This is a genomic window from Paraglaciecola sp. (assembly GCF_051252315.1).
In the GTDB taxonomy this organism is placed as follows: Bacteria; Pseudomonadota; Gammaproteobacteria; order Enterobacterales; family Alteromonadaceae; genus Paraglaciecola.
This window is the reverse complement of the sequence record NZ_JBPOFP010000009.1, coordinates 1-14,953: the sequence shown is the minus strand read 5'-3', so window position 1 is coordinate 14,953 and position 14,953 is coordinate 1. Positions and strand designations below refer to the sequence as shown.

The window sequence follows — 14,953 nt, the reverse complement described above, 5'->3', positions numbered from 1 at the left end:
GCATTAATTCAAACGTATTTGGTTTTAGGCAACTTTATCTTTTTTGAGATCATCAAACTGACGATGTAAATCATATTTTTCGTCGGTTACAATCTTTTCTAATGTTTCAATTCGATCGCGCATCGCTTCTACTTCTTTTTGTAATTCTAAAGTAGCGGGATCTGGTTCGCTTGGGATTTGCTTCTTTTTACGGTTTTTAGGTCCATTGACCAACTCAACTACTGCCCAACATGCAATGGCGACGATAGCGACGGCTGTCATATTCATTTTTAATTTCCCCTTTTTCTTGTCTCGTATAATAAAAAGTTTATGCTTATGTGGCATACAAAGCAATTAATTGACCAAAATTAAAAACATATAAATATCAAGTGGTTAGAATTTTGTTACGTTAATTATATAAATTTAGTTGGTTAAATTAGCTAATTGGGTGACGAAATTCGCCAAAAAATAAAAATAGTGGAACTCAGTGAATATAAAAGAAGATGAAAAGTGGATGCGCCATGCGTTGTTGTTGGCCAATAATGCTCAACAGCAAGGTGAGATCCCTGTAGGCGCAGTATTAATAAGAGATGATAAAATCATAGGTGAAGGCTGGAACCAATCCATTATTCTTCATGATCCTTCTGCTCATGCCGAAATGATGGCAATTAGGCAGGCAGGAAGTACCATTGAAAATTACCGACTTATTGATACCACTTTATATGTCACCCTTGAACCTTGCCCTATGTGTGCCGGTTTATTAGTGCATAGCAGGATTAAACGTTTAGTTTTTGGCGCATCGGATTTAAAGACTGGGGCGGCTGGTAGTGTGATGAATTTGTTAAATGATGAAAATCTTAATCATCAAGTTGACATCACGTCAGGTGTTTTGGGAACAGATTGCAGTGAGAGATTATCTGCTTTTTTTAAATTACGTAGAGCAGAAAAAAAGAAATTAAAACAGCAAAAGCTTAAGTTAGTTTAATAAACTTCTGCTAGGTCTTCATTTAATTCTGTGACTTGAAAGCTTTGGCGACGAGAAACCACTTTTTGATGTAATCGTTTTAAAAGTTGGCGTCTTCGACTATTGCTAGACAATGTCCTTCTACAAGACATGGTTGAACGTTTTCTCATTTATTTTCCTTGGTATGTTATTTAGTTTAAAAAAATTACCTGCCTATATGAACGCAAAGTAATATAAAAAGTTTCATTCAAGCCAAAATAAAACAATATTGTTACCAAATTGTGACAAGGAAGGGCTCAATTGCTTTATTTTTAAACGGAATTGATTATTGGGGCGGGGAATTAGCGACTTGAGGTGACGAAGGTTCTTCCAACACTTCAGCTGGTTGTTCGTCTAACCAAACCAAAGTGTCATAGTAGCGACGAATGTTATCGACATAGGCTACTGCTTCATTACCTCTAGCATATCCATACTTAGTTGTTTTGTAATATCGTTTTTGTCTCAGTTGTAATAAACGTTGTTTTACATCGACCCACATATCTGGGTTTCCACCTTGTCTATCCGTGAGTACTCTCGCGTCTTCTAGGTGACCTAACCCTATGTTGTATGCTGCTAGGGCAAACCACATATTATCTGGGCTTTTAATTCTGGCAGGAATTCGTCTTAATATATTAGCTAAATAGGTGGCACCGCCTTTAATACTTTGTTCTGGATCGAGCCTGGATTTAATTCCCAAGTCTTTTGCCGTTGCCAAGGTTAACATCATTAATCCACGAACCCCTGTGACGGATTTTGCTTTTGGCTTCCAATGGCTTTCTTGATAACTCATAGCGGCAAGTAAGCGCCAATCTAAATCTCCCTTATATTGCTTAAACCACTTTTGATAGGTGGGCAACACATCTCGAACCGCTTTAATAAATTCTCTGGTGTCAACATAATTAAAGTTTCTCACATGTCCAAAATATTTGTCTTCTAGTGCAGCTAACGTACCGTTGGATTGGATAATGCCAAAATACTCGATTAGTGCAGCAAGTAGAGAGTCGTCTTGTTTTTTATTCACAGCCCACGCAATGTCTTGCTCCGGACTTAAAGAAAAACCTATCGCCAATTCCGGGTGCCTACGACGCATTAGCGCTAAAACATTAGAATCTGCGATTGTGTAATCTAACTCCTCTGCGAGAACCATTTCTAATAGCTCTTCTACATCTTGATCTTCAGTTTCTTGCCAGTCTAGTTGAGAGTAGGTTTCTTGCACCTTAAGCAAACTTTCATGATGACTGCTATTCGCTATCACAACTAATTCACCGTTAAGATCTTGTATTTTTCTTGGCCATACTTTTCCTTGTTTGAAAACCAGCTTTTCACTAGCCTGCTGGTAAGCAGGACCAAATTTATAATATTGGGCTCGTTCTGGGCTAACGGTTATTCCAGCTGCGATAAGGTTGATATGGCTATTATCTAATTGTGGAAATAATTCACTGAGATTGTAATAAGGAAAAACTTCGAGCTTTACACCCAAATATTTGGCAAAACCATCAGCTAATTCATACTCAAACCCAACGGGTCCAGAAGCGCCATTATAATATGTAGTTAGGCCATAGGTTGTCCCAACTTTAAGTACTCCCGCTTCTAATACTTCGGATAAGTTAGATGATTGTTTAAGGTCATTACACCCGCCCATTGTGAGCAACAAACCAATTGAAACTAGTCGAATAATTAAACGGATAATTTTGACCTCTTGGACAGCTATTAAAGTAAAAAACGATGAGTTTGTAATTTCTATTGTGACCAAATTAATCTAATTCATCCAGTTCTTCAATTGTGTATTAATAAAACTAGGTTAATTCGGCATCTATACTTATCAATTTGATCAAATTGGCCTATAATTCGCGCCTTAAAATTTCCCATTAATTGATTCCTTAAATTAACGAGTTTGAGGAATTCTGCTACAAGGTGATGACCATCATGTTAGTGCTTCGCGGTACGCCTGCTTTATCCGAATTTAGAGTTGAAAAGTGTCTTGCTCAATTTAACGAAAATGAGCTTCCAATCACTGGTATTTATGCTGAATATGTTCACTTTGCAAAAGTTGAACGTCCGTTAACGGATGATGAAAGCCAAGTACTAGGTAAATTGCTCACCTATGGACCTTCTATTCAAGAGCATGCTCCTGAAGGTTTATTGTTGTTGGTTACACCAAGACCAGGCACTATTTCACCTTGGTCGTCTAAATCTACAGATATAGCTCATAACTGTGGTTTAACAGCAGTACAAAGGTTAGAGCGTGGGGTGGCTTATTATGTGCAGACTGAAAAGCTAACTGATGCTCAATTAACTCAGCTTAAAGGTCTATTACATGATCGCATGACGGAAGTTGTACTGACTGACCTTGAGCAAGCTGACAGCTTATTTATCCAAGGTGTACCAACTGAGTTAACGTCTGTAAAAATGCTCGAAGAAGGTAAACAAGCATTAGAACAAGCCAATATTCGTTTAGGTTTAGCTTTGGCCGAAGATGAAGTTGACTACTTATTTGATAACTTTACTCGTTTAGGTCGTAATCCAAATGATGTTGAGTTGTATATGTTTGCTCAAGCTAACTCAGAACATTGTCGTCACAAAATATTTAATGCAGATTGGACTATCGATGGTCAAGAGCAGCCTAAATCTCTATTTAAGATGATTAAAAATACTTATGAGCAATGTGGTGAAAATGTTCACTCAGCTTATAAAGACAACGCTGCGGTCATGGAAGGAAGTTTTGCCGGGCGATTTTTCCCAATTGCGGACAGTAATGAATATTCCTACCATCATGAAGACATCGATATTTTAATGAAGGTCGAAACTCATAATCACCCAACTGCAATCGCACCCTTTTCAGGTGCAGCAACAGGCTCTGGTGGTGAAATCCGTGACGAAGGTGCTACTGGTAGAGGTTCAAAACCTAAGGCTGGTTTAGTTGGTTTTTCTGTTTCTAACTTAAACATCCCTGGTCATCAACAACCTTGGGAACAAGACTACGGAAAGCCAGCTCGCATTGTAAGCGCATACGATATTATGGTTGATGGGCCGTTAGGCGGAGCTGCATTTAACAATGAATTTGGTCGCCCAAGTATTTTGGGTTACTTCAGAACGTACGAACAAAAAGTAAATAGTTTTAATGGTGAAGAGGTAAGGGGATACCATAAGCCTATTATGTTAGCGGGTGGTTTAGGTAACATTCGTAAACAACATATTCAAAAAGGTGAAATCACAGTTGGGGCCAAACTTATTGCTTTGGGTGGGCCAGCAATGAACATCGGACTTGGCGGCGGTGCTGCTTCGTCTATGGCTTCAGGCCAATCTAACGAAGATTTAGATTTTGCTTCTGTGCAACGTGGAAATCCAGAAATGGAACGTCGTTGCCAAGAGGTCATAGACAAGTGTTGGCAACTAGGTGATAAAAACCCAATTCAATTTATTCATGATGTAGGTGCTGGTGGTTTATCTAATGCTTTTCCTGAATTAGTGAGCGATGCTGGACGTGGTGGCCGTTTCGAATTACGTAATGTACCTAACGATGAACCAGGAATGTCTCCTTTAGAAGTATGGTGTAATGAATCGCAAGAGCGCTACGTAATGTCAGTCGCTCCAGAGAATTTAGAGGTGTTTGCTGATATTTGCCGACGTGAAAGAGCATTATTTGCTGTGGTTGGTGAAGCAACTGAAGAAGAGCATCTAACCCTTAGCGATAGTCATTTTGAAAATAATCCAATTGATATGCCATTAGATGTTTTGTTAGGTAAAACGCCTAAAATGCATCGCGATGTAGAATCTAAAACACTTAATACTAAAGCTGTTGACACCAGTGTGATGGAGATTGCTGAAGCTGCAGAGCGTATTTTAAATTTGCCAACTGTAGCGGAAAAAACGTTTTTGATTACCATAGGTGATCGCTCTGTAACAGGTATGGTGGCAAGAGATCAAATGGTTGGTCCTTGGCAAGTTCCTGTTGCCGATGTTGCAGTTACGGCAAGCGCATACGATACCTATCAAGGTGAAGCCATGGCTATGGGAGAGCGCACCCCCATTGCACTTATTAATTATGCCGCTTCGGCTCGTATGGCCGTTGGTGAGTCTCTAACCAATATTGCTGCTGCAGATATAGGCGACTTTAAACGAATTAATTTATCTGCGAATTGGATGTCAGCGGCGGGTCACCCAGGTGAAGATGCTGGTTTATATGAAGCTGTTAAAGCAGTGGGTGAAGAGTTATGCCCTGCTTTAGATATTACGATCCCGGTGGGTAAAGACTCCATGTCTATGAAAACCACTTGGCAAGAAGCTGATGCTGAAAAGTCTGTTACTTCGCCGTTATCTTTGGTCATTACAGCTTTTGGTGCTGTACAGGATATTCGTAAAACGTTAACGCCTGAATTAGACACTAAGGTGGATAAATCAGAATTATTGTTGATTGACTTAGGACAGGGCCAAAATCGACTTGGGGCTTCGTGTTTAGCACAAGTTTACCAACAATTGGGTAATCAAGCGCCTGATGTTGATTCAGCTCCTTTACTAAAAGGCTTCTTTTTAGCTATTCAAGAGTTAGTTAAAGAGAAAATGTTACTTGCATATCATGATAGGTCAGATGGTGGGTTGTTTACTACTTTGGTTGAGATGGCCTTTGCAGGTAAAACCGGTTTAGACATTTCCTTAGATAACTTATCAGGCGAAGTTATTGATTCATTATTTAATGAAGAATTAGGTGCCGTCATTCAAATTAACTCAGAACATAAAGAACAAATCGTGGCTGTTTTGGTTAAGCATGGATTACAAGACGTAGTGCATGGGGTTGGTGGACTCAATAATACTGATCAAATTGTGTTCTCAAAAAATGACCAAGTAGTATTAGAAAATAGTCGAGTGTCATATCGTCAATCTTGGGCACAAACCACTCGCCATATGCAGAAATTGCGTGATAACCCTGAATGTGCTGAACAAGAACATGCTGCTAAAGCTGATGCTGAAGATCCTGGATTACACGCAAAACTAAGTTTTGATGTGACCGAAGATGTGGCGGCACCTTATATCGCCAAAGGTATTGCTCCTAAAATGGCTATCTTGCGAGAGCAGGGTGTCAATTCACATGTAGAAATGGCTGCTGCGTTTGACAGAGCTGGGTTCTCTGCGATTGATGTGCATATGAGTGATATTTTGTCTGGCAAGCAATCTTTAGAGGAATTTAAAGGTTTAGTAGCATGTGGTGGCTTCTCATACGGTGATGTATTAGGTGCCGGTGAAGGTTGGGCAAAATCTATTTTGTTTAACAACCAAGCAAGAGACCAATTTGCAGAGTTCTTTGCTCGAAATGATTCGTTTTCCTTAGGTGTATGTAATGGTTGTCAGATGTTATCTAATTTGAAATCACTTATCCCTGGAGCAGACTTATGGCCTCACTTTGTGACTAATAAATCTGAGCGTTTTGAAGCGCGTGTTGCCATGCTTGAAGTGAAAGAATCAAAATCAGTATTTTTTAATGGTATGCAAGGCTCGCGTATGCCAATTGCTGTTTCTCATGGAGAGGGGCGTGCTGAATTCACTTCAGAGCAGGGCGCAAATCAGGCATTACAAAGCTCTGCAGTAGCTTTACAATATGTAGATAACTATGGAAAGGTGACACAGCAATATCCAGCTAACCCGAACGGCTCTCCGTTGGGAATTGCTGGTTTAACGAGTGCTGACGGCCGAGCAACTATCATGATGCCACATCCGGAACGAGTGTTTAGAACTGTGGCTAATTCTTGGTATCCAAAAGATTGGCAAGAAGATGGGGCGTGGATGAGAATGTTCAGAAATGCACGCGTCAATTTAGGTTAAAATTGCGCATTAATTTGTCGTAACACTAAAAAGGGGCTAAAAATTAGCGCCTTTTTTATTTACCTAATTGTAAGTCGTTTATTTACAAATTTTATACATGTCAATAGTACTTAATACTATTTTTAATTAATTTATAATAAACCCCTTGTATATCAGCTAAATAGGGACTAATATAATTTTGTTTGTTGACAAGGAAGATGACATCTGCATATTGCACCTGTAAGGAAGTTTGTTAATAAATTATTCAAAATTGAAAATAATAAGAGACGCTCATGAATCGTTCAAATAAAGGTTTTGGCCTAGCCGGTGTATTAGTGACTGTCATTGTGCTAATCGTTGCCGCTATAATGAGTGCATCTGCAACTTCTTCTGATTACCCTCAAACTTCTAGTCAAGCATCTAATCAAACGTCAAGCCAAGCAGCTAGCCAAAATTAATCGTTAACCTTGTCTTTTGCCGTAAATTTCTCTGTTGTGTACCTTTTGCTCTTGGTTTTTCTTCAATAACGCATACACAGCGCTATTTCCACCATGTTTAGTTATTGCTGTATGGAAAGCAATAATCTCAGGCATTTGTATTAACCAATGATTTACATAACTTTTTAATAGGGCAGGGAAAGGTTTACTTTTTAAGCCTAATCCGTGTTTTATCAAAATGGTTCTATAACCTTTCTTATGTGAAGTCTTAATTTGATTAAAAACCTCATGGCGGGCTTGGTCAAATGTGAGCGTTTGCAGGTTTAACACTGAATCAATTTTGTATTTACCTAATCGCAAATTTTTATATACACCGTGCTGGATCCCATCTTGTTTATAACCAAGGTGATCATAAGGATCGATAATATCCACTTCTGCTTCAGACAAATAATTAAAACTTTGTTGCTGTTCTCGTTCAATAGCTTTTCTTTTTAGTTCTTTGGCTAATCTGTTTTGTACGTTGTTGGTTTGAATGACTTCGGTGTGCTTAAGTGGCTTTACATCTTTAAACTCATTCAGGAACTCATCTGACTCTTCACTCTTACTCATGTTGTCCCCTGAATTAATCTTTAAGATAATATTATGGGCAATAGTTAAAAATTCAATATTCCATAAGTTAATGATAGAAATAGAAAACAATAGAATGTTAGAAACAAAGCAAATTTTGCAATGAAAGTTTTTGAAGAAATTAAAATGGCTGCTAAAGATGTAGGGGGAAAACGGTTAGCTTGTTTAGGTATAAATTAACAGACTTCTTTGAACAAAGATTCATCTAGAATAGTGTCATCAATAATACTTTGAGCTAATTTTACACAAGTACCACATTGAGAGCCGACACCTAGGTTATTTTTTAATTCACGCATGTTTCCAACACCGTCTTCTATGACAGTCTGCTTAATCATTTTATCTGTGATGCCGTGGCATAAACAAACGTACATAAATAACCTTCGTAATATTGATGTAAATAAGAATAATTGTTATTCACATAAAGATCAAGGATTAGATTGATTCATTTGTGTACGTATGTGAAATTAATTAGGAATATTTTTAAACTAAGCATTGTTTTTTGCTTATCTGTACTTATATGACTAGATTGTTATTTAATATTTTTTTGTTTAACAGGGTTTGTTGTAAATCCTGCCTATCTTAATCATAACGAATCGGAGAAATTCATGAGCGTTTTAGTAAGTCGTCCAGCACCAGATTTTACTGCAGCAGCAGTACTTGGAAGCGGTGAAATTGTTGATAGTTTTACCCTTAGCGAAGCCATCAAAGGTAAAGCAGCAGTATTGTTTTTCTACCCTCTAGATTTCACTTTTGTTTGTCCTTCAGAGTTAATTGCTTTTGATAAACGTTACGATGAATTCAAAAAACGTGGCGTAGAAGTAATTGGTGTATCAATTGATTCTCAATTTAGCCACAATGCATGGCGTAATACTCCAATCAACGATGGCGGTATTGGTCCAGTTAAATATGCTCTTGTTGCTGATGTTAAGCACGACATTTGCCAGGCATATGACGTTGAGCACCCAGACGCAGGCGTTGCATTCCGTGGTTCATTCTTAATCGATGCTGAGGGCGTAGTGCGTCATCAAGTCGTTAATGATTTACCGTTAGGCCGTAATATCGATGAAATGTTACGTATGGTTGATGCTTTGAACTTCCACGAAGAACATGGTGAAGTTTGTCCTGCTGGTTGGCAAGAAGGTTCAAAAGGTATGGACGCAAGCCCTGAAGGCGTTGCTAGCTACCTTGCAGAGAATGCTAACGACCTTTAAGTTAAAAGCTTAATAATAAAAAACCGCAGTTATTGTAAAATGACTGCGGTTTTTTTGTATTTTTAGATTACTGCGTTCCTATTAAAAGCGACAATTAAGTTAAATCTGGAATGGTGCCACCTAAGCTTTGCCATTTATTCAGGATAAAACAAAACAGTTCCGCTGTTCGTTCAGTGTCATATAAAGCAGAATGCGCCTCTTTTTGATCGAATGCTATGCCTGCTGCCATACAGGCTTTAACTAATACAGTTTGACCTAAGGCTAAGCCTGAAAGGGAAGTGGTATCAAATGATACAAATGGGTGAAAAGGACTTCGCTTTATATGACTGCGTTCAATAGCTGCATTGACAAAACCTTGGTCAAATGCTGCATTATGAGCAACGATAACAGAACGCTGACAGTCGGCCGCTTTTTGTTCTTTGCGAACCTGTTTACATAAATCCTTCATTACTTCTGTTTCGTCTAACGCACCGCGCAGCGCACAGTATGGATCAATACCGTTAAACTCCAAGGCTGACTTTTCTAAATTGGCACCTTCAAAAGGGGTGACATGATAATGAAAAGTTTTATCGGGATAAAAAAAACCATTTTCATCCATTTTGGTCGTGACAGCGGCTATTTCTAGAAGAGCATCGGTTTTTGCGTTAAAACCAGCCGTCTCTACATCCACCACCACAGGAAAGTAACCTCTAAAACGATTTTTTAATTTAAGTGAATCTGACATGGAAACCTAACTACTGAATAATTAGCGTAATTATCGCAAGGTTCTATTCTCAATACCATCAATTAACGACACAATCTCTGTATACTGACTATCTCCTGAGCTAAAATTAATTAGGTTTATTGTGATTCTGGACTCAAGTGTTTAGCTAGTTTTGTCGATAGCAGATATTAAGCGGGGGCTGTTTATTTATGATAAAAAAATTATTCAAAAGTTTTCTATGTTTAGCTTTTACAGTTGTGTCGTTTAGCGGCTCGACAGCATTACGCCAATATGTGGCAAAAGTAGAAAATTCACAGTGGCAACTTAAACAAAAAAATCGACTTCAATGTACTTTGAGCCATGTGTTACCAGGGTATGGCGAAGCCATGTTTACTAGCTTTGCGTCTAAGCAGTTAAACATGGAATTCGAATTGGATATGTTGCGGCTGCCAAAAACCTATGATGTGGCAGCCGTTTATTCAGTGCCACCTAAGTGGATGCCAGGACAGGTTCAACGCGCTATTGCTGATATGACAATACGCAAACAATACAATGGCGATTTACCAGAGCAAGCAGCCTGGACTATGTTGTCTGAGCTTGAGAAAGGATTTTGGCCAACCATTTATTACAAAGATTGGTACAACCAATATGACAGAGTATCAGTAGGACTCAATGCGAGTAATTTTGCCCAACCCTACACTGAATTTGCTGAGTGTGTTGCTAATCTGTTGCCGTATAGTTTTCAGGATATCGCCTATACAACTTTAACCTATCAGTTTAACAATACGGTTTTAACTAAGTACTCTCAAAAACGTCTGGCAATGATAGGCGAATACCTAAAAGAAGACACCGATTTAGAGCTGGTGTTACTTGATGGTTATACTGACAGTTATGGTGGTAGAGCTATCAATAAACAAGTATCCATTCGAAGAGCTGTTGAAATTAAAGACTTCTTTAGATCTATGGGGGTCGCACCAGACCGTATCGATGTAACAGGACATGGGGAAAGACGGCATGTTTCACCCAATACTAATGAAACGACGCGAGCTAAAAACCGTAGGGTTATTATCAGAATGTCTAAACCCTAGAGTGTGAGTTTTTTCAGTCACCAATTTAATTTTCAGGCAACATTTCGTTGCCTGTTTTGTATTAAGCCTAATCACTTCCATTTAAATAATTAACAACGGTATCCGGAAAGTCACTGAATACACCGTCGACTTTTAGTTGCTTAAATAATAAGTCTAAAGCTTGTTTAGAGGTGGTTTTTTCAGGTAAAGCATCTTTTCTAAAAGTATAAGGATGAACTGTTAACCCCAATTTATGAGCATTCGCCACCATGCCGGTAGGCTGAAATGTCTCTAAATCCACTATTTGTGGGATCCATGGCCCAATTCCTTGTGCAACTTTTGCAATTTGTGTAAGACCTTTTATCGTCTTTAAACTATTGTAATCTGTAGGGGATTCTAGCCAATCATTTTCGCCAATAAGTTGTACAATTTTAACCTTAGCCCCTAACTCAGTTCGCAACCGTTTAGTTTCATTAAAATCAAAACATTGTAGATATAAATTAACCTTAGCATGATCTAGATTATGTTTGCGTAATACAGCTAGTACAAGTTTGCTAATGTCTACACCTTGCTCTTGATGCCATGCAGGGGCTTTAATTTCTGGGTAATATCCTACATTTTTATCAAACTGGCGATTGAGCTGTTGAATCAACTCAATTTGTTCTTCAAAGGTGGCAATTTTAAAGTTCCCTTGACCTTGATATCTGTTTGGAAAAACCAGTTGACCAGATTCTGTTTGTCGTTCGTGTACGGTTAATGTTTTTAATTCTTCTAATGTAAAATCAATAGAATAATATCTGCCGTCTTCGCGGTTTCTTGTTGGGAACTTTTGTTCGACGTTTGTCACAGTTTCTAAGTGAATATCATGGAGCACAATCAATACATTATCTTTGCTGACGACTAGATCTTGTTCTATAAAATCAGCTCCTTGAGCATACGCCAACGTTGCCGACTCTAATGTATGTTCAGGTAAATAACCTGAAGCTCCGCGATGTGCAATAACTAAGGCATTCTCTAACGTTGCGGACTGTACCGTTTTTACAGTTGCATATCCCGAACCATCTATTGGCGTAATATCCTTGGGGTTATTACTGGCACATCCATTTAGCATGAATACAAAGGTGATTAATATTAACGAGTTTATTTTCATCATTTTTTTTCTTCAATTAATTCAATACTATACCCATCAGGATCCCGCGCAAAAGCAATAATGGTAGTGCCACCTAATACGGGACCAGGCTCTCTAAATACTTCCCCGCCTTGCTGTTTTATCTGGTCACAAATTGTATAAATATCTTCAACACCAATCGCTAGGTGACCAAACGCATCCCCTAACTCATAACTTTTTTTATCCCAATTATAAGTTAATTCAATCACTGTTTGAGATGACTCATCTCCGTAACCAACGAACGCTAATGAATATTTATATTCAGGGTTTTCACTTTGTCGTAATAATTTCATACCCATAACTTGCGTGTAAAAATTAATGGATTTCTGTAAATCAGAAACTCTAATCATGGTGTGAAGTAAGCGCATAGTTATTCCTATAAATGAGCGAATGTGAAAATAGTAAGCAAAACTTTGGTCCATCATAAAACAAGTTAAAAAAACTTTTATGACAATTTTAGCTATAAATCCAGTTTTCGGTAAACGCGATTTGTAGTGGATTGAACGCATTTTAAGTCATTAAAACAGCTATACATGTTTGAATACTTGCATAACTTAGCAATATTTATCGAATGACAACTTCTGTTACATCTCAGGGCTTTCTGTAACAAGTCTTGAGTTGGAGGTTATTCTTCTCGGTGTAGTATTTACTGCGGTTTTTTATTAATTAGTTTTACTCGTAGGTTACTCGAACTTGGAGAATTATATGAACATTTGGAATAAAGCAAAGTTGCCACTTATTATTTTGGTGATTGGAGTAGCCGCCATGTTTTCGATTATGGCCTCTAAGCCTTCACCTAAACCTAATGAAGAGTTACTCGCTGAGCCCCCAAGAACTAAAGTTGCCGTTTTAGCAGCAACAAAAGAGCAAGTTACTCTATCAGCAACTAGTCAAGGGACAGTTGTAGCAAAGCGTGAAATTGATGTGGTTTCGCAAGTGTCTGGAGTTGTGCTTAGGGTAAGTGATGACTTTGTAAGTGGGCATTTTTTCCAACAGGGTTCGGTGTTAATTGAGATAGATGACAGAGATTATAAAGCCGCTTTACTAAGCGCTAAATCGAGATTAGCCCAAGCACACCGTAATTTAGCCGAAGAAAAAGGTCGGGGTAGGCAAGCCAAACAAGAGTGGCGAGATTTAGGTAACGACGATGCCAATGACTTATTTTTACGCAAACCACAATTAGCTGAAGCCACTGCCTCTGTTGAATATGCCCAAGCTAACTTAGACATAGCTAAGTTAAATATACAACGTACTAAAATAACAGTGCCTTTTAATGGCCGCATAAAACAAACATTAGTTAATGTGGGGCAATTTGTAACCTCAGGTACTGCTTTGGCCAAAATTTATGATACCGAAATCGCAGAAGTCAGATTGCCTTTATCAGACAAGCAGCTCGCATTATTAGATTTGCCAATGACAGGTACAGAAATTACCAATAAACCGCAAGTTACTTTAAGTGCCACCATTGCTGGGAAAACACATAACTGGTTAGGTGTGATTACCCGCACTGAAGCGTCAATTGATGTACGTTCTCGCATGTATTATGCCATAGCTGAGATTAAACGGCCTTTTGATATTAATGGCTCAGAAAGTCACACTGCTCCTCTTATGCCTGGTTTATTTGTTAATGCGACGATTGCCGGTAAAAAGTTAGAAGATGTAATTGTGGTACCTAATAATGCCATAGTTAAACGCTCCAATGTTTATACCATAACCCAAGACAATGTGATAAAGGTCACTCCTGTAAACGTTTTGAGTAGGACTGCAGATAAGGTTTGGCTTAAAGCCGACATTCCTGCCAATACTGGAATTTTGTTAGAGAAACACGCTGTTGTTGCTCCTGGAATTACAATTGAACCTCTATTTAATGTTGAGCCTATAAATAGCCTAGTGCCGGGCACAGAGGTGGCGTTATCTAGCAAGGGAGCTAAAGGTTAATGAATAATTTCATTCAATGGTTTGTCAAAAACCCCATCGCAGCAAATTTATTGATGTTAGGGCTATTATTTGGTGGCTGGTCGGGGGCAGGGTTAATCAAAAAGGAGGTCTTCCCTACACCAAACCTTAATTTTATTACCGTCAACATGAGTTACCCTGGAGCGGCACCAACAGAAGTTGAACAACAAATTGTGATTCGTATTGAAGAAGCTTTGTCTGGGCTTCCGGGTATTTTTCAAATCACTTCTGAATCTCGTCAAAGTTTTGGTTCAGTTAGAGTAGAAGTGATTGAAGGTTATGATGTTAAAGATGTTTTATCGGATATTAAAGGTCGAGTTGATTCGATAAATACTTTCCCGCCTTCCGCAGAGCGGCCCATTATTAGTCAAATATTGTTTAGAGGTTCATTACTATGGTTTGCTATATCGGGTGATGCCGACCAAAGCTTATTGAAACAAATAGCCTATCAAATTAGAGATGAGATGCCGTTAATAGAAGGTATCTCGGAAGTACAAATACAAGGTTTGGTACCTGACGAAGTTGGGATTGAAATATCTGAAGAAAATTTACGTAGATATAACCTAACTTTTTCTGAAGTGGCGTCAGCGATACGTAATGATTCGATGAATGTACCGGCAGGCACAATTAAATCTGATCAAGGCAATATACAAATCCAAACTCGTACCCAAGCGTACAATGGACAGGATTTCGCTGATATTGTAGTTCGAGGTAACGCAGATGGTAGCGTACTTTTGTTATCTGATATTGCTGAAATAAAAGATGGTTTTAGTGAGCAAGAATTGGAGTTTATGATTGGTACCAAAGGGGGCTTAAACTTTGAGGTTAAAATAAGTGATGATCCTTTATTAATTGCGGGGACGGCTAATGCTATTGAGTATTTAGACAATTTTAAAAAGACCCTACCATCCAGCTTAACCTTAAAAATTAATAACGTTAGCAAAGATATTTATGACGCTAGGTTTAACTTACTTAAAGACAATGCCATTAGTGGTTTAGTGTTAGT

The 14,953-nt window shown here is 38.4% G+C and carries 15 protein-coding genes; 7 read left to right on the top strand and 8 right to left on the bottom strand.

Annotated features, from left to right (window positions below; genetic code table 11):
- Positions 1–24: 24 nt before the first annotated feature.
- Positions 25–267: a hypothetical protein gene (locus ACSHXM_RS02945; RefSeq protein ID WP_435687229.1), complete on the bottom strand. Its 243-nt coding sequence runs from the start codon at positions 265–267 to the stop codon at positions 25–27.
- A gap of 199 nt (positions 268–466) precedes the next feature.
- On the opposite strand from ACSHXM_RS02945, the gene tadA reads away from it, so the two are divergent.
- Positions 467–964 carry a tRNA adenosine(34) deaminase TadA gene (gene tadA / locus ACSHXM_RS02940; RefSeq protein ID WP_435687228.1) on the top strand — a complete coding sequence of 166 codons (498 nt, stop codon included), beginning with the start codon at positions 467–469 and terminating at the stop codon, positions 962–964.
- Here the strand turns inward: tadA and ACSHXM_RS02935 are convergent.
- Positions 961–1,113 carry a hypothetical protein gene (locus ACSHXM_RS02935; RefSeq protein ID WP_435687227.1) on the bottom strand — a complete coding sequence of 51 codons (153 nt, stop codon included), beginning with the start codon at positions 1,111–1,113 and terminating at the stop codon, positions 961–963. The two genes, tadA and ACSHXM_RS02935, sit on opposite strands and share 4 nt — an antisense overlap.
- A gap of 155 nt (positions 1,114–1,268) precedes the next feature.
- Complete coding sequence (gene mltF, locus ACSHXM_RS02930) at positions 1,269–2,657, bottom strand: membrane-bound lytic murein transglycosylase MltF (protein WP_435687281.1); 1,389 nt, start codon at positions 2,655–2,657, stop codon at positions 1,269–1,271.
- A 251-nt stretch (positions 2,658–2,908) separates the two neighbouring features.
- On the opposite strand from mltF, the gene purL reads away from it, so the two are divergent.
- The gene (purL, locus tag ACSHXM_RS02925; RefSeq protein ID WP_435687226.1) at positions 2,909–6,799 is read left to right on the top strand and encodes a phosphoribosylformylglycinamidine synthase; all 3,891 of its coding nucleotides are present in this window, start codon (positions 2,909–2,911) and stop codon (positions 6,797–6,799) included.
- A 272-nt stretch (positions 6,800–7,071) separates the two neighbouring features.
- Entirely contained in the window at positions 7,072–7,236 is a 165-nt protein-coding gene (locus ACSHXM_RS02920) for a hypothetical protein (protein WP_435687225.1), read from the top strand.
- 3 nt (positions 7,237–7,239) lie between these two features.
- On the opposite strand, the gene smrA is transcribed toward ACSHXM_RS02920, so the two are convergent.
- Positions 7,240–7,824: a DNA endonuclease SmrA gene (smrA, locus tag ACSHXM_RS02915; RefSeq protein ID WP_435687224.1), complete on the bottom strand. Its 585-nt coding sequence runs from the start codon at positions 7,822–7,824 to the stop codon at positions 7,240–7,242.
- A gap of 194 nt (positions 7,825–8,018) precedes the next feature.
- Positions 8,019–8,213 (bottom strand): (2Fe-2S)-binding protein, encoded by a 195-nt coding sequence (locus ACSHXM_RS02910; protein ID WP_435687223.1) that lies wholly within the window; start codon positions 8,211–8,213, stop codon positions 8,019–8,021.
- A gap of 234 nt (positions 8,214–8,447) precedes the next feature.
- Here ACSHXM_RS02910 and ACSHXM_RS02905 point away from each other — a divergent pair, with 234 nt between their 5' ends.
- Positions 8,448–9,053, top strand: coding sequence for a peroxiredoxin C (locus ACSHXM_RS02905; protein WP_435687222.1), 606 nt, complete (start codon positions 8,448–8,450; stop codon positions 9,051–9,053).
- A 94-nt stretch (positions 9,054–9,147) separates the two neighbouring features.
- Here the strand turns inward: ACSHXM_RS02905 and rnt are convergent, their stop codons facing one another.
- Entirely contained in the window at positions 9,148–9,777 is a 630-nt protein-coding gene (gene rnt, locus ACSHXM_RS02900) for a ribonuclease T (protein WP_435687221.1), read from the bottom strand.
- Positions 9,778–9,965: 188 nt separating this feature from the next.
- Here rnt and ACSHXM_RS02895 point away from each other — a divergent pair, with 188 nt between their 5' ends.
- Positions 9,966–10,844: a flagellar protein MotY gene (locus ACSHXM_RS02895; protein WP_435687220.1), complete on the top strand. Its 879-nt coding sequence runs from the start codon at positions 9,966–9,968 to the stop codon at positions 10,842–10,844.
- 67 nt (positions 10,845–10,911) lie between these two features.
- Here ACSHXM_RS02895 and glpQ read toward each other — a convergent pair whose 3' ends face one another.
- Together glpQ and gloA are read right to left on the bottom strand one after the other, a co-directional pair.
- A complete protein-coding gene (gene glpQ / locus ACSHXM_RS02890; RefSeq protein WP_435687219.1) occupies positions 10,912–11,976 on the bottom strand; it encodes a glycerophosphodiester phosphodiesterase in 1,065 nt (354 codons plus the stop codon).
- Positions 11,973–12,359, bottom strand: coding sequence for a lactoylglutathione lyase (gloA, locus tag ACSHXM_RS02885; protein ID WP_435687218.1), 387 nt, complete (start codon positions 12,357–12,359; stop codon positions 11,973–11,975). Before gloA ends, glpQ begins: the two co-directional genes overlap by 4 nt.
- A gap of 337 nt (positions 12,360–12,696) precedes the next feature.
- Here gloA and ACSHXM_RS02880 point away from each other — a divergent pair, with 337 nt between their 5' ends.
- Both ACSHXM_RS02880 and ACSHXM_RS02875 read left to right on the top strand, forming a co-directional pair.
- A complete protein-coding gene (locus ACSHXM_RS02880) occupies positions 12,697–13,929 on the top strand; it encodes an efflux RND transporter periplasmic adaptor subunit (RefSeq protein WP_435687217.1) in 1,233 nt (410 codons plus the stop codon).
- Positions 13,929–14,953, top strand: a 1,025-nt coding sequence (locus tag ACSHXM_RS02875; protein ID WP_435687216.1) for an efflux RND transporter permease subunit, incomplete at its 3' end; no start/stop codon positions are given. The genes ACSHXM_RS02880 and ACSHXM_RS02875, both read left to right, overlap by 1 nt.

Coding starts and splice junctions, on each gene's coding strand:
- ACSHXM_RS02945 (WP_435687229.1), bottom strand. CDS start 267: ATGAATATGACAGCCGTCGCTATCGTCGCCATTGCATGTTGGGCAGTA.
- gloA (WP_435687218.1), bottom strand. CDS start 12,359: ATGCGCTTACTTCACACCATGATTAGAGTTTCTGATTTACAGAAATCC.
- ACSHXM_RS02880 (WP_435687217.1), top strand. CDS start 12,697: ATGAACATTTGGAATAAAGCAAAGTTGCCACTTATTATTTTGGTGATT.
- ACSHXM_RS02910 (WP_435687223.1), bottom strand. CDS start 8,213: ATGTACGTTTGTTTATGCCACGGCATCACAGATAAAATGATTAAGCAG.
- ACSHXM_RS02920 (WP_435687225.1), top strand. CDS start 7,072: ATGAATCGTTCAAATAAAGGTTTTGGCCTAGCCGGTGTATTAGTGACT.
- smrA (WP_435687224.1), bottom strand. CDS start 7,824: ATGAGTAAGAGTGAAGAGTCAGATGAGTTCCTGAATGAGTTTAAAGAT.
- ACSHXM_RS02905 (WP_435687222.1), top strand. CDS start 8,448: ATGAGCGTTTTAGTAAGTCGTCCAGCACCAGATTTTACTGCAGCAGCA.
- purL (WP_435687226.1), top strand. CDS start 2,909: ATGTTAGTGCTTCGCGGTACGCCTGCTTTATCCGAATTTAGAGTTGAA.
- glpQ (WP_435687219.1), bottom strand. CDS start 11,976: ATGATGAAAATAAACTCGTTAATATTAATCACCTTTGTATTCATGCTA.
- rnt (WP_435687221.1), bottom strand. CDS start 9,777: ATGTCAGATTCACTTAAATTAAAAAATCGTTTTAGAGGTTACTTTCCT.
- ACSHXM_RS02935 (WP_435687227.1), bottom strand. CDS start 1,113: ATGAGAAAACGTTCAACCATGTCTTGTAGAAGGACATTGTCTAGCAAT.
- ACSHXM_RS02895 (WP_435687220.1), top strand. CDS start 9,966: ATGATAAAAAAATTATTCAAAAGTTTTCTATGTTTAGCTTTTACAGTT.